Source organism: Leptospira dzoumogneensis, from assembly GCF_004770895.1.
Lineage (GTDB): Bacteria > Spirochaetota > Leptospiria > Leptospirales > Leptospiraceae > Leptospira_B > Leptospira_B dzoumogneensis.
Map to the genome: position 1 here is coordinate 83,652 of NZ_RQHS01000022.1, position 23,526 is coordinate 107,177.

Annotated in this window: 18 protein-coding genes; 12 read left to right on the top strand and 6 right to left on the bottom strand. The window is 41.8% G+C overall.

The features are described from left to right. Positions 1–22 precede the first annotated feature (22 nt). Positions 23–445, top strand: a complete 423-nt coding sequence (locus EHR06_RS17355; RefSeq protein WP_135758167.1) for a retroviral-like aspartic protease family protein — start codon at positions 23–25, stop codon at positions 443–445. Between the two features lie 74 nt (positions 446–519). On the opposite strand, the gene EHR06_RS17360 is transcribed toward EHR06_RS17355, so the two are convergent. Continuing rightward, the gene (locus tag EHR06_RS17360; protein ID WP_135758168.1) at positions 520–1,884 is read right to left on the bottom strand and encodes an adenylate/guanylate cyclase domain-containing protein; all 1,365 of its coding nucleotides are present in this window, start codon (positions 1,882–1,884) and stop codon (positions 520–522) included. 107 nt (positions 1,885–1,991) lie between these two features. Next, positions 1,992–3,134, bottom strand: coding sequence for a DUF819 family protein (locus EHR06_RS17365; RefSeq protein ID WP_135758169.1), 1,143 nt, complete (start codon positions 3,132–3,134; stop codon positions 1,992–1,994). A gap of 355 nt (positions 3,135–3,489) precedes the next feature. Between EHR06_RS17365 and EHR06_RS17375 the strand changes: the two genes are divergently transcribed. Then, positions 3,490–3,936, top strand: a complete 447-nt coding sequence (locus EHR06_RS17375) for a DoxX family protein (RefSeq protein WP_135758170.1) — start codon at positions 3,490–3,492, stop codon at positions 3,934–3,936. Positions 3,937–4,105: 169 nt separating this feature from the next. Here the strand turns inward: EHR06_RS17375 and EHR06_RS17380 are convergent, their stop codons facing one another. Continuing rightward, positions 4,106–5,590: a sulfurtransferase gene (locus tag EHR06_RS17380; RefSeq protein ID WP_135758171.1), complete on the bottom strand. Its 1,485-nt coding sequence runs from the start codon at positions 5,588–5,590 to the stop codon at positions 4,106–4,108. A 477-nt stretch (positions 5,591–6,067) separates the two neighbouring features. Between EHR06_RS17380 and sucC the strand changes: the two genes are divergently transcribed. From sucC to lpxB, 7 genes are read left to right on the top strand one after another with little or no spacing between them, the layout of a single operon-like run. Next, positions 6,068–7,240 carry an ADP-forming succinate--CoA ligase subunit beta gene (sucC, locus tag EHR06_RS17390; protein ID WP_135758173.1) on the top strand — a complete coding sequence of 391 codons (1,173 nt, stop codon included), beginning with the start codon at positions 6,068–6,070 and terminating at the stop codon, positions 7,238–7,240. 26 nt (positions 7,241–7,266) lie between these two features. Next, entirely contained in the window at positions 7,267–8,151 is an 885-nt protein-coding gene (sucD, locus tag EHR06_RS17395) for a succinate--CoA ligase subunit alpha (RefSeq protein WP_135758174.1), read from the top strand. 27 nt (positions 8,152–8,178) lie between these two features. Beyond that, positions 8,179–9,777, top strand: a complete 1,599-nt coding sequence (locus tag EHR06_RS17400; RefSeq protein ID WP_135758175.1) for a TolC family protein — start codon at positions 8,179–8,181, stop codon at positions 9,775–9,777. An 18-nt stretch (positions 9,778–9,795) separates the two neighbouring features. Further along, entirely contained in the window at positions 9,796–11,226 is a 1,431-nt protein-coding gene (locus tag EHR06_RS17405) for an SH3 domain-containing protein (RefSeq protein ID WP_135758176.1), read from the top strand. 25 nt (positions 11,227–11,251) lie between these two features. Continuing rightward, complete coding sequence (locus EHR06_RS17410) at positions 11,252–11,485, top strand: FmdB family zinc ribbon protein (RefSeq protein ID WP_135758177.1); 234 nt, start codon at positions 11,252–11,254, stop codon at positions 11,483–11,485. Between the two features lie 2 nt (positions 11,486–11,487). Further along, entirely contained in the window at positions 11,488–12,342 is an 855-nt protein-coding gene (locus EHR06_RS17415) for an LpxI family protein (RefSeq protein ID WP_135758178.1), read from the top strand. A gap of 58 nt (positions 12,343–12,400) precedes the next feature. After that, positions 12,401–13,567 (top strand): lipid-A-disaccharide synthase, encoded by a 1,167-nt coding sequence (gene lpxB, locus EHR06_RS17420; RefSeq protein WP_425269509.1) that lies wholly within the window; start codon positions 12,401–12,403, stop codon positions 13,565–13,567. A 6-nt stretch (positions 13,568–13,573) separates the two neighbouring features. Here the strand turns inward: lpxB and EHR06_RS17425 are convergent, their stop codons facing one another. The 3 genes from EHR06_RS17425 to EHR06_RS17435 are packed head-to-tail and all read right to left on the bottom strand — an operon-like array spanning position 13,574 to position 18,913. Then, positions 13,574–15,934 carry an LIC_12586 family protein gene (locus EHR06_RS17425; protein WP_208757823.1) on the bottom strand — a complete coding sequence of 787 codons (2,361 nt, stop codon included), beginning with the start codon at positions 15,932–15,934 and terminating at the stop codon, positions 13,574–13,576. Further along, positions 15,838–16,482 (bottom strand): tetratricopeptide repeat protein, encoded by a 645-nt coding sequence (locus tag EHR06_RS17430; RefSeq protein ID WP_100707928.1) that lies wholly within the window; start codon positions 16,480–16,482, stop codon positions 15,838–15,840. Before EHR06_RS17430 ends, EHR06_RS17425 begins: the two co-directional genes overlap by 97 nt. 4 nt (positions 16,483–16,486) lie before the next feature. Next, positions 16,487–18,913 carry an ATP-dependent helicase gene (locus EHR06_RS17435; protein ID WP_135758180.1) on the bottom strand — a complete coding sequence of 809 codons (2,427 nt, stop codon included), beginning with the start codon at positions 18,911–18,913 and terminating at the stop codon, positions 16,487–16,489. 162 nt (positions 18,914–19,075) lie between these two features. Between EHR06_RS17435 and EHR06_RS17440 the strand changes: the two genes are divergently transcribed. The 3 genes from EHR06_RS17440 to pepN are packed head-to-tail and all read left to right on the top strand — an operon-like array spanning position 19,076 to position 23,453. Next, a complete protein-coding gene (locus tag EHR06_RS17440) occupies positions 19,076–19,660 on the top strand; it encodes an NUDIX hydrolase (RefSeq protein WP_135758181.1) in 585 nt (194 codons plus the stop codon). Positions 19,661–19,669: 9 nt separating this feature from the next. Next, a complete protein-coding gene (locus EHR06_RS17445; RefSeq protein WP_135758182.1) occupies positions 19,670–20,929 on the top strand; it encodes an MFS transporter in 1,260 nt (419 codons plus the stop codon). 1 nt (position 20,930) lies between these two features. Next, on the top strand, positions 20,931–23,453 hold the full coding sequence (pepN, locus tag EHR06_RS17450; protein WP_135758183.1) for an aminopeptidase N: 2,523 nt from the start codon (positions 20,931–20,933) through the stop codon (positions 23,451–23,453). Positions 23,454–23,526 lie beyond the last annotated feature (73 nt).

Below are 23,526 nucleotides of genomic sequence, written 5' to 3' on the forward strand. Positions count from 1 at the left end.
TTTCTCTCCGGAGGAAATCAATTTGGGAAGAATTTATCAAAAAGCGGAATTGCAAAATACTATGGATATTCTGGACCATAAGAATGGGAGAATTCCTTCGGAAAACATCCGAAAATTGGAACTCGAATTCCTTGTGGATACTGGGGCCGCGATGATCTGTCTACCTGCGGATCTGATCCAAACTTTAGGACTTCAACCATTATACAGCAGACCTGCAATCACTGCAAATGGAACAGTACAATCCAAGATATTCTCTCCCATTCAACTCAAGATCTGGGACAGAGAATGCAATTTAGAAGTAATGGAACTCCCAATCGGAACTCCTCCGCTCTTAGGCTATCTCGCCTTAGAAACATTGGACTTATATCCAAATCCACAAAAACAAATCTTAGAAGGAAATCCAAAATACAACGGCCAAATGATGATTTATTTGTTAGTAGCATAAAATCAATTCCCAAATACCTATTCAAATAAGGATCTGAGAACTTCATTGTAGGAATTCCAACAAATCAGGCAAATTCACTCATCAACCAACACTTCCGCCACTTCCCCTGCAAGCAAATTCGCATAACGCTTCTCGAATTCAGAATTCGGGACACGCGGTTCCCCGGCTCTATGTAATTCCGGCAAGAGGCCGTTTACAAAATACATTTTAATATTTCCCTTATGTTTTGCAGCGATCTCCCCGCGATATTCGCAGTCAAAAAAATCTTTTACCAGTGCATAAGTCGCACCTGAGATATTGATCTTACCCGTGGCTCCGGAAGATTCACATCTACTCGCGGTATTTACCGTATCACTCCAAACATCATAAGCGAACTTCTTCTCACCTATAACTCCTGCAACCAAGTCGCCTGAGTGAATTCCCAATCGAAGCTGCCAGTAGGGAAGATTCTGAGAGGCTTTAATTTCTTTCATCTGATTCATGAATGCTTGGATCTCGAGTGCAGCTAATACACAATCCACGGCGTGAGTGGCACTACTATTAGGAATGCCTCCCACAAACATATAACTGTCTCCGATAGTTTTGAGTTTCTCCAATTTGTATCGATCCATCAGACTATCAAAATAGGAAAAACATCGATCTAACTCAGCGACCAGTTCACCTGGTCCGAGCGATTCTGAAATTTTAGTAAAGCCCTCGAAATCGGTAAAACAAACCGTTGCAGAAGGAAAATGTCTGGGTTTACTGATCCCTTTCTCCTTCAGTTCATCAGCTACTTCTCTGGGCAAAATATTAAGAAGAAGTTTCTCTGACTGAGCATGTTCCTTGGACAGTTTGTCCTCGGCGGTATTGACCGCCTTTACGAACTGATAAATGATGAAAACCAAAACTATCGTCATAAGAGTAAGTGGGGGCATCAAATAATCTGCTGGCACAACCCATCTAGGAGGACCGAAGATTGCCGAGCCGCCGAATACTCTATAATAATACTGAGTGGTCAGGAAGAGAATTACTGGAATAATCACAAGACTCCAAAGGGTTTTCGCCTGAGAGCGCGGGATCATCAGAAATGGCAAAATAGAAGAGATCAAAAATCCAAGAGGCGCAGGGTCGTCTGCTTGCGCAAGTGTTAGAACAGCAAATTGATAATTCATCGCCACAAGCGTCATAACCGCTGCGGCCGCGAGACTCCGCTTAGTCAGGAGGTATCGGGCAATCCCCAGAATAATCAGGAAGATGATGGTCATGGAATAGGAATATAGATGCGTTTCGGGAGGTTCAGTAAAATAAATCGGTATCACTAGCAGTGTTGGAATTGCAAACATTATGAACTGTGTAGATCCAGTGATACGCATAGCCCGTGCCTCGTGATCGTTGAGACCTTGTGTAAGTTTGGTTAATTGGACCCAATCTATGAACCTGCGGAAACGTAAAATCATCCGGCAAGAGAATCATAAAAATTAACCAACGCAAGCTTTCTTTGAGAAAGTTACTCACTTCTACTTCGCATTTTTGCGGGAAAAAATCTCTCTGCGACTTCGCGCCTCTATCTTGCCAAAAACCAATACACCGCCAAACCCAAATAATTCCCCACCGCATAACCGATCAGCCCAGTCAAGATCCCCAGGATCAGCACACCTCTATTCCCAATTGCTGCCGCAACGGAAGGCACAAACGCAGGACCGTAAATACTGGAAACGGAAGTGATGATCCAAGTATCCACAGGGATCCTAAACAAGATCCCGAAAAGTAAATGAAGAAGGATCGCAATCGACATAGTTGCAAGTACGATCAGAAGCACACCGGAAGCTCCTTTAACCAAACTTCCAAAATCCGCTAAAAATCCGATGGCAACCGAGAATATTAGAATAAAATAATATCCCACAGGATAAGTATTCAAACTCCTTACTTTTTTAGAAAATGAGATACCGATTCCCCAGGTAGTGATCCCCAATAGGATCAAAGGGGCAGAAGCAGTTCCTAAAATCACTTGAGAGACCCCGAGAGAAACAGCAAGTCCCAAAACGGATAGAGTAATTCCTATTAACAAGCGAAGAATAGGGTTTTTAGGAGAGGCCTGGATTTCAGGTACAACTCCTTCTTCTTCTCCCCCACTCGCAGCCTCAGGCTTTAGAAAAATAGAATATATTTTTTTGGAAAAGCTAAGAAGGAATAAAAGATATATTCCTCCAATCAAAAGATCCACTGTATTTACGAGTGCAATTGTTGCTTTTCCTGTATCCAGCGCCAAACCGATCGCATTCGAATTCGGAGTTCCTCCCGTATATAAACCTGCGAGCATTCCGCCTATTTTAGAAGATTCAGGATGCAAAGAGCTTAAGAAAAATCCTACGGAAACGGAAGAGATAGCGACAGCAATACAGGAAAGGAAGAAGGAGAATAATGCAAGTCTTGCCTCTTTAATCCCTCTCAGAAAATCGGAAGAAGCAAGTAAGAGTGGGATCGCAATCGGGATTGAAATTTCGGAAATTGTTTCTGCGATCTTCTTAGGTAAAAACTCAGTTGGGATTAAGTTCCCTAATATAATTCCGGAAGCATAGCATAGAACTACAGGACCTAAAAACCCCAGCCACTTATTCTTCTTGGAAAGACTTCCTGCCAACCATGGAAATCCGAGAACAAATCCTAAGAATAAAACGGAGATTATCCAATGGAATATTTCAGACATCTTCTCTCCCGATCTTTTCCAAATGTACTAAGATCTCCAGGACCATCCCAAATCCAAACCTCATAAATAACAGATTTTATTCTGCTATATTGAATTTTGACCAGAATTCAGGCCAATAAACTGGGCCATAGAATCATATTTTGAACTTCTCTAAAAGTCTAAAATTTCCTGCTAAATCGGCGATTTCTGGCGGTTTATCTAGGACAAATCCGAGGTCTGGAGTTCCTACCTGAAAAAATTACCGATTTTTAGCCGACCCTGGTGAAAAAAACTTGTAAGAAATACTTCATATTCAAAGTAATATACTTTAAGAATAAACTATTAATTCCTGAATTAATAGAAGGAAGTATTCAAAATGTTAGAAACATTATTAGCAACCAGCAGCGATATCGTCCCACTGGTCTTAAGATTAACCCTAGGGATCGTAATCTTCCCACATGGCGCTCAAAAATTATTGGGCTGGTTCGGCGGTTACGGCTTCAAAGGAACTTACGGTTATTTTACTCAAACTGCAGGACTTCCAGGGATCATCGCATTCTTAGTTATTATTGGTGAGTCATTCGGTTCAGTAGCGCTAATCCTAGGACTACTAACTCGAGTTTCCGCAATTGGTATCGGTATCATCATGCTTGGAGCAGCCCTACTCGTTCATAGAGAACATGGATTTTTTATAAACTGGTTCGGAGCTCAAAAAGGAGAAGGTTACGAATTCCAAATATTGGCTATCGGACTTGCGATCGCACTCGCAATCGTTGGCGGAGGAGCTTACTCTCTCGACCTAGCTATTCTTTCTTCCATATAATATAGCACTATCTCACGCAGAGTCGCAAAGACGCTGAGTATTTTCTGCAGTAGGAACTCTTACGAGTCAGGTAAAACCTCAACGTTCTCTGCGGCTCCGTGCCTCTGTGTGACAATTTTAATTTTTCAATTTCACACAGAGCCACAAAGACACTGAGCACAACAAGAATCTAATACTTATACGCCTTATCTTCTGCCTGAGCCTTACGTGTAGTAGTCGCAGAAGGATCAATATCCGCCTGAGCCACAGTCACATATGGGCTTCCGGTTCCACCGGAAGAATGTGAATTATAATTAATGTTCCCACCTGGAGCATAACTCAAATCTACCGTATCCGTTCTGAAAGGAGAAGTTAAGGAAAGTTTGTTAAAACTAGTTCCTTCCGTAGAATCAGGATATTCTGCAACAAGAGAAGTCCATTCCACTAAAGAACCATCATAGAATACAGTAGGATATCCTAATATATTCTGAGAAACAAATCCGTTTACCTGAGCTTCAAAGTTTGTTCTACATTGAGAAACGATCGTAGCTCCCGCAGTGTAACCGGCCCCACCTGTTCCGGTATTCGCAAAAATGCCCGCAAGAGTCGCCTTATCCTTAAATCTATAACCGGTCGTAGAAGTATCTAACAGAGACGCCCAAGGAAAAGTTTTTGCTCCTTTGATCCTGGTTTCGAATAGAACATATTTTTTCGGAGTTCCACTTGTGCCGGCAGCAGGTGCACCGGAATCATTCCATGCAGTTGTGATATGATTCGCTCCAGAGTTCGTAATTCCAACTGTTTGATCAAACTGGTTCGTAGGTCTTGCATCCACAATGATCTGAGTCCCGGTAAGTCCACTGATAGAAGCACTTCCATTATTCTTAGCGATCTTAATGATATCTTCTAAGGTAAGAGTGATGATCGTATTATCCACGCGAAGTTGTTTAACACTAAAGTTTCCATTTGCATTCGGAGCAATATCCTTACTCGCAGAAAGATAAGTCGCATTCGTAAAATTAGTCCTGATATCTCCGTTCAAGATCGCGAGATGTTTGATATCCGCTCCCCAATATCTAAGCCAATAAATTCCTCTAGTAATATCTTGGGTTTGGCTTCCGTTCGAATAAGCAGTGCCGTTATTGTTTGCGGATCCTACAGCAAAAACTACCAGGTCCTGATTCAAATTGATCCCGAATACTTTCAACCATTGGTCCACAGTTTGGCCATCCGCTTGGTAACGAACTGAGTTTCTAATAAGCCCTGTGTCTCTTTGCTGGTTAAAACGAAATCCGGCTTGGAAATCGTCCAGATGATACACATAGACCCCGTTCGCATTATCAGACTTGATGTAGGATCTCCCACTTGTATCTCCCGAAAAATTGTTCGCGAGACTACTCTGCAAGATCACAAGTTTACCGCTGATATGAGCCGGCTTTTGGTTTTGCCAATCGCTTACCCAAGATTCCAAACGAGAAGCGGTTACAAGTCCCCACTCGTTATCTTCATAAGAAGCCGCGGACTCATTTGTTAAATCTGCCGCGGAACTGACCGGAATGGAAGAACCGAACCCGGCCAAAACAGCCAAAGCGGAATTGGAGTCAGAACCTCCAGAATCGCAGGAGACAAACGTCCCCAAAGTTAGGCTTACCAGCCCAATATAGATCACCTTCATTTTATATTTCTCCTAACGTGGCAAGCCACGAGTTAATCCTTTCTGCTTAGAATGATCCTAAAGATCAGTCGAAATATACAATATAGCAGAAAATAAGACGCAATAACGAAAAATATATTGAATGAGTTTCTAAAGTATTGTCACAGAAATGTCCAGCTTAGAAAGACCCTCTGCGTCTTCGCGGCTCTGCGTGAGATAAAACCCGCCAGGGATGCGGCGGGTTACGAGCGACCCGTAGGGAGCGAAGTAAGTCCGAGATAGCCGGAGGCGTTCATCGAGGACCACAGCCCGGAGCAAGCCCGGTCTTTGCGAAGCAAAGAGGCGGCCAAAACTTAAACTTGGACCAAGGTTTGTATCAGCATTTCAATTCTCTTGTGGGAACTCCTACCGAAAGGGGATGGACAGGATTCTTCCAGGTAAAATCCTTAGAAAAAGCATTCCAAACTGAACTCACATCCAAAAAAACAAGGTTGATTCATGAAAATTCACGAGTACCAGGCCAAGGAAATCCTGAGACGCCATAACGCCAAAGTTCCTTTCGGCGTAGTAATTGATAAAAAAGAAGACGGTGCAAAAGCACACGAAGAAGTTTCTTCCAAAACGGGAGCATCTGTAGTAGTCGTAAAAGCCCAAATCCACGCCGGTGGTAGAGGAAAAGGCGGCGGAGTTAAAGTTACCAAAACTAAAGAAGACGCGTTAGCAGCCATCGATAAGATCCTAGGCATGCAGCTCATCACTCCTCAAACTGGACCTGAAGGTAAAAAAGTTTTAAAAGTTTATCTTGAGCAAGGGATCAATATCGCGAAGGAATTTTATTTAAGCGTACTATTAGATCGCGCGATCCGCAAAACGATCATCATGGCTTCTACAGAAGGTGGAATGGAGATCGAAGAAGTTGCGGAAACCCATCCTGAAAAAATCCTGAAGATCGCCGTAGATCCAGGTATCGGATTACAACCGAACCAAGCTTCTCAACTTGCTTTTGATCTTGGACTTCCTGCTGAATCCCATAAATCTTTCAAAGCTCTTCTTACTTCCGTTTATAATGCTTATATTAAAGAAGATGCATCCTTATTAGAGATCAATCCTTTGATCCTTACTAAAGAGAACGAGATCATCGCAGGTGACTGTAAGATCGACTTAGATGAGAACGCTTTATATCGCCATCCGGAAAACGCTGCATTCAGAGACATCTCCGAAGAAGATCCTTTAGAAGTCCAAGCAAGCGAATACAATATCAACTATGTTAAGTTAGATGGAAACATCGGCTGTATGGTGAACGGTGCTGGTCTTGCAATGGCAACCATGGACATCGTTAAACTTGCGGGCGCCGAACCTGCAAACTTCCTAGACGTGGGCGGTGGGGCTAACGTTACCACTGTTACCAACGGATTTAAACTTATCCTGGGAGATCCGAACGTTAAAGGGATCTTCATCAATATCTTCGGAGGGATCGTTCGTTGCGACCGAGTTGCTCTGGGGATCATCGAAGCTGCTAAAGCTGTGAACATTAATGTTCCATTAGTAGTTCGTTTAAAAGGAACCAACGCGGAAGAAGGTAAAAAAATCCTGAACGAATCCGGTCTGAACATCATCGGAGAAGAGGATCTTCGCACCGCGGCTAAAAAAGTGGCAGATGCCATTAAATAAATAACATAAGGTTAACTTAATATAACATGGCAGTATTAGTAGATAGCAATACAAGAGTTGTAGTTCAAGGGATTACCGGCAAAGAAGGTTCTTTCCACGCGACTCAAATGATAGAATACGGAACTAGCGTTGTAGGAGGAGTAACTCCAGGCAAAGGCGGACAAACAGTAGAACTCGCTAGCAAAAACGTTCCAGTATTCAATAGCTTAAAAGACGCGATCGTTAAAGAAGGAGCAAATGCTTCCATCATTTTCGTTCCGCCTCCATTCGCAGCTGATGCGATCTTAGAAGGTATCTTCAATGAAATCCCTCTTGTGGTTTGTATCACCGAAGGAATTCCAACACACGATATGCTCAAGGTTTATAGTGCACTTCGTAATTCCAAAACCAGACTGGTTGGACCGAACTGCCCTGGTGTGATCTCCCCTAAATACAAAGTTAAAATGGGGATCATGCCCGGTTTTATCCACCAAGCAGGAAACGTAGGGATCGTTTCTCGTTCCGGGACCTTAACTTACGAATCGGTTGCGCAGCTAACCCAACACGGTTTGGGACAATCCACTGTGATCGGTATCGGTGGGGACCCGGTTCCAGGAATGAATCACACAGAAGCAGTTAGACTTCTGAATGAAGATCCTGAAACTAAAGGTATCGTAATGATCGGAGAGATCGGCGGAACTTCCGAAGAAGAAGCTGCCGCTTATATCAAGGCTCATGTTAAAAAACCTGTAGTAGGATTTATCGCAGGCCAAACTGCACCTCCTGGAAAAAGGATGGGACATGCCGGCGCGATCATCAGCGGAGGAATGGGAACAGCTTCTTCCAAGATGAAAGCTATGCAGGACGCAGGTATTTCTGTTTGCCAATCTATCGCCGAAGTCGGCGAAAAAATGAAAAAAGCATTAGGTTAATCTAATACTTTATCGGGAGGAAAGGTTATGAAATTAGAAAATGGGAATTTTTGGACCAAAACAATAAGCGGGAAGACAATCTCTGTCTTTCTGGTTTCGAGCCTCATCCTCCTTTCAGGATTTTCCGGAGTATTCTCCCAAGAGAATAAATCCGGAAAGATCATGAAGTTGACTACAGAAGAGACAGTCAAAAGAGCTCTTGATAGTAACTTCAAACTACAAAACCTGAGATACGAATTGGCAAAAACCGATTCAAGCTACTTAAAAGCGGAATCCCAATATTCTTGGAGATTAGTAGCTGACGGAAGTTTCAGACAAACAGTTCTTCCTTTGAACCAGAACAACGTCTTCACCGGAACAAAAACTTCAGATGATACGATCAAAGGGGGGATTGAAAAAACAATCCGTACCACTGGAACCTACTTCAAGTTAGAAGCAGGGAATAGACGATTCGACTCGAACGCTTTCGAGGATAAGAGTAACCCTCTTACTGCAAGTTTCGCGGGACTCGCACTTCCTCCTCTTTATACCGGATTTATCACTGCTACAGTTTCCCAAGACTTATTAAAGAACTCATTCGGTTATAAGGGAAGAAACCAGGAGAAGATCCTGGACAACCAAAAAGAAATGGCGAAAAGCCAGGTCTCTCTTCAGATCTCGGAAGCCATCGTAGGATCTCTTGTCGATTTCTGGGACTATTCGGTTAAATTACAGTCCTTAAAAACATTCCGCAGATTAAAAGAGAACGTAAGCAATATTAGAAATCTAACAGTGCGTAAACAAGGTTTAGGACTTTCGGAAGGATTCGAAGTCAACCAATGGAACGCATTACTCGCGCAGGCAGACAGCCAATTAGAAACTGCAGTCGTTCAAAAAGACGAAGCAAAAAGAAAACTAGCTCGTACTTTAAAATTAGAGAGTGACTCGGATCTTTCAGAAGAAACGGATCTTATGGAAGAAATTCCTGAAAAGCCTGATTATACTAAGGACCTGGAGATCGCTTATAAAAAGAGAGCGGATTATCTAAACGCAGTCAGAGAAAAAGAGATCGCTGAACTAATGTTAAAGAACGCAAAAAGTGATCAGCTTCCTGCTCTTACACTTTCCGGCTCCGCTTCTTCTCAGGCTCAGACAATCACAAGCCCTGATAAAAATTTTACAGACGCAACTGACGGCGTTCAGTCTGCACGTTACAAAGACTTCAACGGAAAAGTAAGTTTCTCTTATCCACTATTCGATAAGGGAGTTGCTGCTGGAAGAAGAGACTCCGAGATCGGAGTTCGCCAGGCTACTCTAAAAGAGAACGAAGTTAAGAATGAAGTGAGAGACGATCTAAGAGGAAGGATCGATTCTTTAGAAGCTAGTTATAAAATTTATAAAAACTCAATAGTGACCGAAAAAGAGACCCAAAACTATTATAACGGAGTGGTTCGAAGCTTCCAACAAGGAAGAGCGGATGCAGTCGCAGTTAAAAATGCTTTGGATACTTTGGTGAGAGACCAGCTCAGCCTTACTCAAGCAAAAGTGAATTTTAATATAGATCTAATGAGATACTATATCGCAAAAAATATGCTTTTGGAAAGATTCGATCTGGATGCTGAAAAGCTGATTCCGCATTTGGATTAATAGGTTTCGTAGTTCTCATTGAAACGCGGATTTTTCCTTTCTATATTCGGGATCTTATTATTCGGGCTGATCGTTTGGCTTACCATTCGTTTTTGGCCCAAACCATCCGACACTATTTACGAATATTATAAAAAGGAAAAATGGGAGAAGGTAATCTCTCTCGTTAAAAAGTCGACCTCTCCTACACCTGAAGATCTTTTTTACGGTTCCCAATCTCTTCTTAGATTGAATGCGGAACTGATCACCAAAGACGCAGAAGACAGATCTAAAATTTCCGCAAGACTCCAAAAAGAGAACGGCATTAGTTCCGGAAAATCTTTAGAATCCAAAGGAGAATTTCCAGTATTCGAAGATCCTTTTATTTTGCAGCTCAGACCGGGCGGATACTGGAGACAAAAAGCGATCCTATCCAGAGCGGAGATCGCAGGAGAATGGGAAGATGATATTCTATTCTTGCGAGATCTAAAAGAACTGATCCGAAGTAATCCGGTCACATTAGGAATTTCTTCTTATTCTTCCGTTCTAAAAAAAGTTTTAAGAAGAGAGACCAAACTTGCAGACGGGGATCAGATTAAACTTTCCGAACTATTAGGGTTTCTTTCCGTTAGAGAAGATTCTACGCTACTCGGCTCCAGATTTAAGAATACTGGAGAGAATACGAATCTCAGGACCGGTCCTGGAACTGAAAACCCTGGTAAGGCTCGTTTGAAAAAAGGACTCTTACTTTACGCATTAGACAAAGACCCTCGTTCCGAGACAGTCCAAGGAAGAAAAGGAAATTGGGTCCAAGTATATATTCCTGAATTACAGATCTCAGGCTGGATCTTCTCCCATTTCTTGGAAGAAGATCCATATCCTTCTGCAAAAGCCGAAGAAACATTTGCAGAATTCTCCCAATCCGAAAAAAGCCAGGCCTGGGACTTTGCATTCTGGACGGAAGATAAGATCCCTCCTGGTTTTCATGGAGAATATATCCCCACTGAAAAGTTAGCCTTGGATGGGGATTACGGGATCGTATTATATAAATCTAAAACTGGAAAATACAAAGAGATCTGCAGGATCGTAGAAGAACCTTTCAGGTCTTTAGAATTTTTAACAGCAAGTTTAAGCGGAGAAGAGCCTGTTCCGATTTTTAAACTGTATTCAGGGAGACCTGGTGAGTGGAAACCTTCTTACCAAATCGACCTTGACAGAGAGAGTATTTCCATCAATAGGAACAAGTATATACTTGGATCAGGCGGAAAGAAAAGATTCCAACTCGGAATTTTTTCAGTAAACGGGACCATATCGGCGTCTCTATTAGTAGGAGAAAAAACCGTATTACAAGGTATCTCTCCTGAAGAAGAGCTAACCTCTACGGAGGGAGTTCTATTCAAACTCTGCCTACAACAAGCGGATAAAAAATCCGATTCGAATGCGGCGGCGTTCCAATTTAAGTTTTTATTTTGATCCTAGGATCGAGCGAGGAAAATCAGTGCCTACTTACGATTATAGATGCAAGGCTTGCGGACAAACTTTCGAACATTTTCAATCCATGAAGGACGACCCGATTACTACCTGTCTTCTATGCGGTAAAACCGGAGAAGTAGATAGATTGATCTCCAGTGCAGGGATCATCTTCAAAGGATCCGGATTTTATGTAACGGATAATAAATCCTCTTCCAAAAGTTCCGAATCCACCGGTTCCTCCGGTTCTTCTTCCAACTAAGTTTGGGACGTTTAGGAATATTAGCGGGAGGAGGAAATCTTCCTCAGATAGGAATGAGAGAGGCTCTGGCTTCCGGAGAAGACCCGTTCTTTCTCTCCATAGCCGAGTCTGATTTTACTCCGGGAAATTATCCGGACAGAGTGATCCCGATACGTATCGTAAAGATCGGCGGTTTATTAAAAGCATGCAAAGCCAATCAGATAGATAGACTTCTTCTATTAGGAAAAGTTAAAAAAGAGATCATCTTTAAAAGCCTGAACTTCGATCTAAAAGCGCTCGCTTTACTTGCAAGAATGGTGAACCGTCACGATTATTCTATCTTCAAAACGGTAGCGGAAGATTTCGAAAAACAAGGAATTCATATCATTTCCCAAAAAACCTATCTGAGATCTCTACTACTTCCGGAAGGACGTTATACTAAAAGAGCCTTGGACAAAAAACAGATAGAGGACGTGATCTTCGGAATGGAATATGCGGAGAAGATCGCCCACCTGGATATAGGCCAAGCAGTAGTAGTAGTAGATAAATCGGTATTAGCGGTAGAAGCAGTAGAAGGAACGGACCAGGCCATTAAAAGAGGCGGAAGTTTTGCCAAAAAAAGAAAGGCAGTAGTCTGCAAAAGTTCCAAACCAAGCCAAGACCCAAGATTCGACCTGCCTACAGTCGGAATAGAAACCTTAAAAGTAATGAGCGAAAATAACTGCGATATACTCGCCGTTCGAGAAGGAGAGACAATAATTGTAAATCCTTCCGAATTTATTAACCTTGCAGAAAAATTGAAAATCCATATCTTGAGCATCGGCCGTGGCAACGTCTCGAAAATTAACTCTACCCAAAAAAAGCTCCCTAAAGCCTAAGAAGGCCGGAGACAAAATCAGGACGGAAAATATTTCCGCCCCCTCTTCTCCCGTATTTATGATATTAGCCGGAGAACATTCCGGCGATCTACTAGGCGCAGAAGTATTAAAAGAACTTAAAAAACATGATCCGGACCTAACATTTTTCGGAATAGGCGGCCCAAGAATGTTGGAAGAAGGTTTTGATTCCATCGAAAACATGGAAGAACTTTCCGTAATCGGTTTCACTGCAGTCTTATTCAAATACAAATTCCTAAAAGCACTCATGGATCGATTGGTAGAAGAAGCCGTGGCGCGTTCTTGCACACATGCCATCCTAGTAGATTATCCCGGTTTCAATCTAAGGCTTGCAGCCAGACTCAAAGAATTAGGGATCAAAGTGATCTTCTATGTTTCTCCTCAACTTTGGGCCTGGAATTTCGGAAGGATCTATAAGATCAAAGAAACTATAGATCTGATGTTAGTATTATTTCCATTTGAGAAGAAGATTTATGACGATTACGGAGTTCGATCCGTATTTGTAGGACATCCAATCGCTCAAAGGATTAAGGAGAAGATCCGAAAAGAATCCCCTATTCCCGTGGATGAAAAACAACTGGCTCACTTGCAGACAATCACTCTTATGCCAGGCTCCCGCTCAGGTGAAATACATAGAATGTTGGATACTTTACTCCGATCCGCTTCACTCATTCACCAGGAAGCCGAAGCAGAAAAAAAACATGTGCGCTTCCTGATCCCAAACATCAACCTAAAAGAAGAAGAGTTCATCCAAACTAAAATTAAAGAAACGGAAGAATCCAACCCTGGTATCAAGATAGAATATTTATTCGATCGTTCTTTAAGATGTATAGAAGCTTCCGATATCGTTTTAGTCACTTCCGGAACTGCTACATTAGAAGTTGTATATTTCGAAAAACCGATGGTGATCCTCTACAAGGTCAGCTTACTCAGTTATTTTATCTCTGCACTTCTAATCCGCACACCTTTTATAGGACTCGTCAATATCCTAAGCGGAAGAGAAACGGTGAAGGAACTCATCCAAGCAGAATGTACTCCGGAAGAAACCGTAAGAGAAACGATGGCTATCCTGAAAAATAAAAAGTACAGGAACCAAATGATAGAAGAGATCCGGTCTGTAAAAGAGTCTCTGGGCGAAGAGCATAGTTCTAAAAACGCAAGCAGGGCGATTTTACAGTTTTTGAAAGAGAAACCTGCTAGCGTGTAGGAATTCCTACTCCTTCACACAACCGGCGCTATTCTCTTTGATCTTAAACGCAAATGCGGAGATCGGAACCGCAGAATTAGATTCACTGGAAAGTGAATAAGTATTCCCGGTTACAAAATATTTCACTGAATCAGAATCAATATAAGAATTCGCAGTGGCACTTACGTTTCCACCTTTCCAATAAACATTTCTTTTGGGCGGAGTTCCCGGATTCCAATAATCAAATCCCATCTCGAATTTAGCAGGCACCGGAACAGGAAAATCCCCCTTTCCTTTCCAGATCGTATTCGAAAGTTTCACCTTGTCTATGGTGACATACATTCTATCATGAATGTCTAGGAAATTATTTCCGTTAAATCTGATATTACCGTCCGAATCCAAACTTTCTGGGATCAAATCTCCACCGCAGAAAGAAAAGCTTGGAACTCCCCAGGCCAAATTGATGGTCTCGAAATCTATACCGAAATAAGGATTATCAGTGCCATAGGTAAAATAAGAATTCAATTTAGCGGTTCCGGAACCTGTAATACTTGCATCCAATCTAGATTGAGAAGGTGCAAATTTCAAACCAACATCCAGCTTGCCCATACTAGGAAGACCAAGAGCCCATTTCACTTCCTTAGAAGTTAGTTTGAGACTACCTGTAGGATTTTCTAAAAAATACTTATAGATTGGAGTTCTAGTAAAATTAATTTCAGGGATAAGCTTTTCCATTCTGGTATGGATATCTTCTCTGATCCATTGGCGAACGGATCTATATAAAGGAAAAAAATTAGAAAGAACGATCGAGTCAGTCTCTAACTCCAGATTATATTCTCCCTGCAAAGGAAAGTAGGAGGTCCCATCGCCCTTCACTCCCTTTCTATATCCTGTTTTACCTTTTAGATTTGCCGACCAAGGAAGACCGAATTGTTTTCCTTTGAGTTTAGCTTCTAAAACTCCGGCAGGATTCCAGCCCAGTTCCCCGTCTTTGATCTCCAGATCCAAATAAGGATCCTTCCATACAAAATCTTGGAGAGAAAATTTGGCCTCTGACTTCATCCAGTCTCCGTAATATCCGGTTTCGGCTCCCTTCCAATGCAGGTCCAGACTTCCACCAAGAGTTTTTAGATCGGAAGAAACAGGCAGAAAATTTCGAATATCATCCAAGTCCTGGACGGTAAGGCTCAAATCCCAGGACTTCAGTCCCTTCTCATTTTTAGATTTTAGAAGAGTGAGTTTATCTTCTCCGGAGAAAATCTTATGTTCTTCCGTGAATACATCTCCCTTTTGATCGCGAGTCCATTCATGTTCCAGATCTATATCTTTCCATTCCCAAACTTCGCTCTGTAAAGGAAGTTCCTGTAAAACAATACCTTTTACATTAGAAAATTCTGTTTTACCTTGGACCTTTAGATTAGTCTCATCAGATTCTAAAATAGCATGACCTGAAATTTTTCCCTTCTTAGGATAAAATTGGGAGAATTCCGAGTATAAACCTCCGGAATTTTCTGCTTTTGCATTCTTAAACAGAATTTCCAGATTCATATTCTTACTTCCGATATCAGTGCTGAATTTTCCGCTCACATATCTAAATCCGGGAATTGGAAATAAAGAATCGGAAATTTGAACATTGATCTTAGTATCCTCTTTTCGGATATTAAAATCGATTCCCTTCACATTCTCTAAAAGGACCTTGCCACCCTTATATACGGTAACTGTTGTATCTTCTAATCTGATCTCAGGAATATTGATCTTATGGATATAGGAAAGAATTTCACCGGAGATCTTGTCTTCCAGATCGATACTCAATTGAGCATTGCGCACTCGGATCGCTCGGACCGATGGTTGGCCTTTCCAAAGACCTCTTAATAATAATTCGATTTTATTTGCTTTGAAGATCATTCTCTGAGAAGCAAAGTCCTCATCGCTTGAAATTTTCAGATCTTCTATAAATACATGGTTCGGGAATTCGTATTCTACAACTCCCAGAGTGACTGCCCTGTCCAATTCTTCATTGATGAATCCGCGAGTGAGTTCCTTCACCCCTCGTAAATCCAGAACTCTTCTCACGAAGTACCATTCTGCACTTTCTTTCGCCGCAGCAAGAAGAAGGAAGATCACTATTAGTGCAATGGAGATCTTTCTAAAGGAGGGTTTTTCAGTGATTGTTTGTATCTTTTGAAAAGAAGAAGATACGAATCGATGCAGTTTAGTAGGGACAGCGACCCTGAATGTGACGCTGTCTTTCTTAATGAATGGATTTTTCGGGATTAAAATTTTGAGGTGAATTACCGTTGGAGAACCTGGCTGATTTTCTCCGAGGTTTCCTTCAGTACTAGGCTTTCCGGAAATTTCTGTAATCCCTCTTCCAGAACCAACTGACATCTTTTGTATTCCTTAATTCTGTAGAAGCTGACTACTACGGTCTCATAGTAGAATAGATCTTTTTCGAAGTTTTTCTCTCTGGAAGCTCTGCCTAAAATCCCAAGAGCCTGGCCGTATTTCTCATCTTCGAAATACGCTTTTGCCCACATTTTTTTACGGGTAACGGACTCAAAATCGCGATCTACATTGTCCGACTTACGGAAATGAACGATAGCATTATCATAGTCGTTGATCCCAAGGTAAGCAGAACCTAAATAATGGTCCAAATGTTGAAGATTACGACCGTCTTTGGAATTTTGCACTTCTCTCAGTACGAGGGAAGCTTCTTTGAAAGATTCGATTTTTAGTAAAAGTTTGGATTTTTGGAGGAGTAGCTCGGAACGTCTTTTGTCTTCAGGGTGTAGATCGCTAAGTTGCTGGTCTATTCCCTTGATTTCCGCTCGGACCTGAGTCTCTAAATTGGCGGAAACCGCCCCTTCTTTTTGTGTACTTGCACAGTAGAGGAGGAATTGAGCTCCGATAAACAATATTGTCAGATATTTACTCATTTTCTCATCCGATTTTCAATTTTTCGAGTTCTTGCAGGAAATCACTAGTCTCCTGTTGTCTGGTTTCCTCGTTAGAAAGCCAGTCCAAAGTCTCCGGATCTATCTCCTTCAAGAAGCGAGAAGGCTCGGAGGCCAATTGCTCCCCAAATTTGCGGCGATTAGCGGCACCTGTCAAGCATAAATGCCTCTTCGCCCGAGTCATCGCTACATACATCAAACGGCGCTCTTCGTCCACAGATTGGTCTTCTACAGTGGCTCTTCCGGAAGGTAAAATCCCCTCTTCCAGTCCTACGACATAAACAGACTCGAATTCCAATCCTTTGGATTGATGAATGGTGAGTAACTGTACTCGATTATCTTCCTTCTCGTCGTTCGGCTCATCTTCCATCAACATCGCCAAACGGTTGATAAAGTCGAATAAAGTGGGCTTTTCACCTGAGTCATTATTCTCTTCGAAGAATGCCAACATGTTCACAAGCTCGGACATATTATAGATCCGGGCCTTTGCAACCTTCTCCTCTTTCTCTTCCAGCACGATCTCTTTTTCCAGGCCCAGATCTGCGATTAACTCTCGTAATGCGAAGAATAGTCTTGGAGAAGAAGAGAACTTTTTCTTAGCCTTTTCGATCAGATTTACGAAATTATAGATCTCGGAAGAAATTTTGCGGTTCAAATCCGGGATAAAATCAGGGGATTCGCAGACCCTGAATAATGTCTCATAAAGAGATTCCTTATTTTGGGCCGCTTTTTCATGCACGAGAGAGATGGAACCTGCACCGATCCCTCGTTTCGGATAATTAATAATTCTTAATAAAGACGCGTCGTCCTTTTGGTTAGCAATCAAACGGATATAGGAGATCAGATCTCTGACCTCCTTACGATCGAAGAAATTATAACCGCCCACTACCTTATAAGGCATTTCCCTGGCTCTGAATGCTTCCTCAAAAGGTCTGGATTGGAAATTGGTACGGAATAGGATCGCAATCTGGCTCCCCTTTCTCGCCTGCTTGATGATCTCTTCTCGGATACTATCAGCTACCCATTCCGCTTCGTCTTTTTCGTCACTTCTTTCCACATACTTCACTTTGAGTGCGCCGGGCACCTTGGAGAAAAGTTCCTTGGATCTTCTGGAAAGATTATGACGAATGAGAGAGTTCGCAGCGGAGACTATGATGTCTGTGGATCTATAATTCTCTAAGAGACGGATGACGTTTGCACCCTTAAAATCATTTTCGAATCCAAGGATCAAACTTACATCAGAACCTCTGAATGCGTAGATGGACTGGTCATCGTCACCCACCACACATAGATTGTCTGATTCTCCCATAAGAGCTCTTAAAAATTCGTATTGGATCGGGTTCGTATCTTGGAACTCATCCACCATGAAATATTGGAACTTTTTATGGTATTCATCTCTAACTTCTTCGAATTGTCTCAAAAGTTTAGAAGGTAGAAGGATTAGATCATCAAAGTCTATAGAGTTCTGTTCTTTTAAGGTATCTTGGTATTGTTGGAAAAGAGAAGCAGCCAAAAGATCTCCCTCATTCATAGAGGTTCTCATATCCGCTAAATAATCCTCTCCTGAGTTTTTGATCCTGGAAATTTTAGAAAGAACTTCCATGATCTGAGGACGTTTAGGCTCCAGTTTTTGGGCCACAAGCATCCCGGTTACAAGACCTTCTTGGTCTGCTTGGTTCAGAAGAAGGAAGGGTTGTTTATATTCCAACTTCTCAATATGTTTTTTTAATATTCCGAGTCCAAGAGAATGGAATGTAGAAAGAGTGATCCCTTTTAATAAATTTCGTGGGATCAGTTTGCGAACCCTTTCTCCCATTTCTTTTGCACTTTTATTCGTAAAGGACAATGCAACGATCTTTCCGGCAGGAATATGATGGTCCTGGATCATATGAGCAATACGATTCGAGATCACTCTTGTTTTTCCGGAACCTGCGCCTGCAAAAATCAATAGAGGGCCATGAATGGTTTGGACTGCGCGGGCCTGCTCCGGAGACAAACTTAGGAAAATAGCAGCGGAGTCCCGAGGCTCCTTTGGTCTTTCTTCTTTTTTTCTTTTGGGAGCAGAAGGTTTTTCTTCAGAAGAAGGTTCGGTTTCTGGGGAAGTTTCAGACTGATCTGGAGCCACTACCATTGTCTCTTGGTCGGGAATATCCGCAATTTCGGTTGATGATTCCGCTGGAGCAGAAACGAACTCCGGAGTTTCATTTTCCGAGAAATCATCTTCTTCATAAAAAGAAGAGCCATAGGATTCCTCTTGTACTTCTTCTTGGGTAGAAGAAGCGGTAGTTCCTACCATTAACGGACCTTCTGCAAAGCTGAGTAATGGCAGATCTTGTGCAGATTCCTCCGGCTTTTGTTCCGGAATTTCCAGATGGGAAAACAGATCCAGACTTTGATTTGTATCTTCTTTCATCAGATTTTATGAGGGCAAAATAATCTCAGGATCCGAAAAATCCGGTTTTTCGAACCCCAGGTATAAGCGACATAATCCTGATTTTTCTCTTCTTGTCAACCGCGTACAGGCAAAGGTTTGCGAATCTGAAAGGATTTCAAAAAACTGGAAGAAACGGCAGATATGCAAGAATTCCGCCCAGATAATTACCTCCCCGATTCCAATCTTTGGGAACAAGGTGAAAAAACTTCCTCATTTAAAACTCCAATTTTCGAGTTAGTCTCCATTCCGAAAGTTTCTCCGGACAAAACGATCTCAGGCAATTTTTTCAAAGTAGAATCCAAGGATTGGGTGAATGTAATCGCTCTCACTCCAGACGAAAATGTAATACTGATAGATCAATACAGACATGGCTTACATTCTTATTGTCTGGAAATCCCCGGCGGAATTGCGGAAAAAAACTCCATCTTAGAATCCGCACAAGCGGAACTGAGAGAAGAGACAGGTTTTGTCTCGGACGATTGGGAATATTTAGGAAAGGTTTCCGCAAATCCTGCTTTCATGAGTAATTGGTGTCATACTTATATCGCCAGAAATGTCTATCTTCATCCGGGTGGACAGGAACTGGATGAAAGCGAACAAATAGAAGTGTATCAATATCCATTAAACAAGATCCCCGAAATTTTAGAGAAAAATATCCTACACCACGCAATGGTAGTGGCTGCATTCGGATTATTCTTTTTAAAATACGGAGAGAAGAAGAAGTAGAACTATCCCATGATAAAATCCGCAAACGCGAGCCCATTCGTATCTTTACAAGTTCCCGAATTCAGGAACTTCTTGGCCGGAAAATTTTTGGTCACTCTTTCATTCGTTATGCAATCCACTGTGGTCTTCTGGCAGATTGACAATATCACTCACGACGCATTTTTTGTGGGTCTGATCGGATTTGCAGAGCTTGTGCCTAACGTGGCAGTTTCTCTTTTTTCAGGATTGGTCGTGGATAGTTTTCCAAGGAAGAAGATCATTTATCTTTCCTTAACCGGTCTGACTTTTAGCTCCTTCTTACTTTTATTATTCACTCTTCCCGGTTTCGAATGGGTGATCGAAAAATATTGGGTCTATCCTATCTATTCAGTGATCTTCTTCTCCGGAATTTGTAGAGGATTTTTATCTCCCAGTATCGCGGCTTTCCAAACCCAGTTGGTCTCTAAGGAAATTTTTCCGAACGCAGCTACTTGGAGTGGTGTTGCATGGCAGGGTTCCGCTGTTTTAGGTCCAATGCTTGGCGGACTTCTGACTGGATTTAACGGAGTACAGACGGCATATCTTGCGGACTTCTGCATCATGGTATTCTCCTTATTTTTATTACTACTTGTTCCTTCTAAACCTGTTCCTGAAAAACAAGGAGAGAAGGAATCCATCTGGAAAAGTTTGGGAACCGGTTGGAAGTTTGTGTTCGGCCACCAATTGATCTTAGGTGCGATCAGTCTGGATCTATTTGCAGTATTATTCGGCGGAGCAGTTGCACTGATCCCTACATTCTCCAGAGAAGTTTTAGGAATGGGTCCTGAATATTACGGAATTTTAAGATCTGCTCCTGCGATCGGAGCAGTGTTATGTGCATTGTTTATCGCAGTCAGACCTCCTAAAACAAATTCAGGGATCATTTTATTAAGTAGTGTATTCGGATTCGGGCTTTGTATGATCGTATTCGCACTTTCCAGAAACTTCTACTTATCTTGTGCGGCATTGGTCGTAAGCGGTTCCTTTGATATGGTAAGCGTTGTGATCCGTCATACAATCGTGCAGATGTATACTCCTGAACATATGAGAGGAAGGGTCTCCGCAGTGAATAATATATTCATAGGCTCTTCTAACGAGTTAGGAGCATTTGAATCGGGAGCGACCGCAAAAGCATTTGGATTAGTTCCTTCCGTGGTTATTGGAGGAACGCTTACTCTCCTAACCGTAGGGATTGTTACCGCGATCGCACCTCGTCTTAGAAAAATGGATCTAAAGGATATAACGGTTTAATATGGACAATATTCTTACCCAACAAGAAGCAATGCTCCGCTCCGGGCAGATCTCGGAAGTGGACTATACCTTAAAATTAAAACTGGAAAAGGGATCCCAAGAATACGAGGGAGAAACCACAGTCAGATTCGTATACAGCGGCGGCAAAAAAGGAAAACTCAAAGTAGATTTTGTTTCTAAAAAAATTGAGATCCTTTGGATCAACGGAAAAGAAGAAACAAATTACGAAAAGAAAGAATCCGCGCTCTTCCTATCCGGAGAATTATTAGCGGAAGGAAAAAACGAACTCAAAGTAAAATATAAAAACGCATTCGATCATAGCGGATCCGGTTTTCATAAATTTACGGATCCTTCCGACAAAGCGGAATATATGCATACGGATTTCGAACCGTTCGAAGCTCATAGATTATTTCCTTCTTTTGACCAGCCGGATCTAAAAGCGACTTACGAGTTGGAGATTACCGGACCTTCCGAATGGACATATATTCATAATACTGTCCCAAAATCGGAAGAGACCCAGGGAAATTATAAAAACATAAAATTCAATAAAACTAAAAAATTCTCCACTTACTTATTCTCTCTGATCGTAGGACCTTATGCGGTTTGGGAAGATAAGGCAGGAGAAATTCCTCTTAGGATATTCTGCAGAAAATCTCTCTCCAAATATATGGACGCGGAGAATTTATTTGCGATCACCAAAGAAGCATTCGGCTTCCTCCAGGAATATTTCGGAGTTCCATATCCTTACGGAAAATACGACCAGATATTCGTGCCTGAATTCAATATGGGAGCCATGGAAAATGTGGGAGCAGTCACATTCTCCGAAAGTTATATTTTCCGCGGACCACGGATCTATTCTGAATATTTAAACAGAGCGAACACAGTGTATCATGAAATGGTACATATGTGGTTCGGAAATCTGGTCACAATGAAATGGTGGAACGATCTCTGGCTGAACGAAAGTTTTGCGGATTATCTCTCTTATTATTCCATGTCTAACGGAAAAATTTTCCCGGACGCATTAGAACATTTTTATGTAAGAGAAGAATGGGCATATAGAGAGGACCAACTCTCCACCACCCACCCTATCGCAGGAAAAGCGGAAAACACACTCGAAGCGATCAGCAATTTCGACGGGATCTCTTATTCAAAAGGTGCCTCCGTTCTTCGCCAATTGATGTATTACGTGGGCGAAGAAAAATTCAGAGATGCGATGAGGCTTTATTTCAAAAGACATGCGGAGAAGAACACGGTACTCAACGATTTTCTTTCTTGTATGTCCGAAACCAGCGGGATCGATATCAGAGGTTGGAGTAAAGAATGGTTAGAAACAACAGGAGTTAATACTCTAAGCCCTGTCCGACAAAACGGAAGATTATTTTTACACCAAGGACCTTCCGCAACGAACGGACTTCTGCGCACACATGCACTCCAAGCCTCCTTATTCAGAGAAAAGAACGGCAAGCTGGAAGAAGTTTGGAAAAAAAGAATACTCGTAAAAGGAAAAGAAACCCTATTAGAAGAGAATTATTCCGGAGAAGCGGACCTTCTACTCTTAAACACGGAAGACTTTGCTTACGCCAAAACATATCTAAGCAAAGAATCGCTTCCTATCTTAAAAAGAAGTCTTCACACTCTAAAGGATCGTTTTTCCAGAAGAGTTGTATGGGGAAGTTTATGGCAGATGGTAAGAGATGCGGAACTTTCTCCGAAAGAATTTTTGGAACTTGCATTGGACCAAGGTTTGAAAGAACCGGATCTTTCCGTTAGAAACAGCCATATACTTACCAAAGCACTGACGGTAATCGACAATTATATTCCGGAAGCCGAAAAGAGAACCTGGTCCGACAAACTAAATAGCATCGCCAAGGAAAGATCACTCTTAGCACAAAATCCGGAACAAGAACAGATCTTATGGTTTAGAATATTAGAAAATACTTCTAAATCACCGGAACAACTTTCCTATCTGAAAGAATTATTGGACCAGAAAAAAAGTATTCCTGGGATCGCAATGGACCAAGAAAGACGTTGGGTCATTCTTTCCAGACTAAGTGCTTATGGAGATCCAGAATCTTCCAAAAGGATCGAAGAAGAAACCTCCAAAGACAATACGGATCTAGGAGCCAAAAAAGCATTCTTAGCAAAAGTTTCCTTCCCGGATCCTAAAACCAAAAAAGAATCCTGGGAAAGATTCCTCCAACCTAAAGAAGGAGATTCTACTGATTTTTTAAGATATGGAATGAGAGGATTTCAATGGAACCACCAAAAGCAGCTATTGGTTTCGTATACGGATTCTTATTTTAATTCGGTGATCTCAGTATATGAAACAAGAGATCCACATTTTGCATCCGCATTCGGTCATATGATGTTCCCTTCATTCGAACCGGATCCGAATCTATTAAAAAGGACCCAAGAGTTTCTGGACCAAAATAAAAAACTTCCGGAACTATTGAGGAAGGATCTACAACAGCAAAGAGACGATATGCAGAGAACCCTGAAAGTTTTAGAAAAATACAAAAACTAAAAGGCCATTTTAGTTCTCTGAGAAAAAAGAAGAGTTAGAGGGCAGCCTCTAACTCTTTACCAAAAAGATCTAT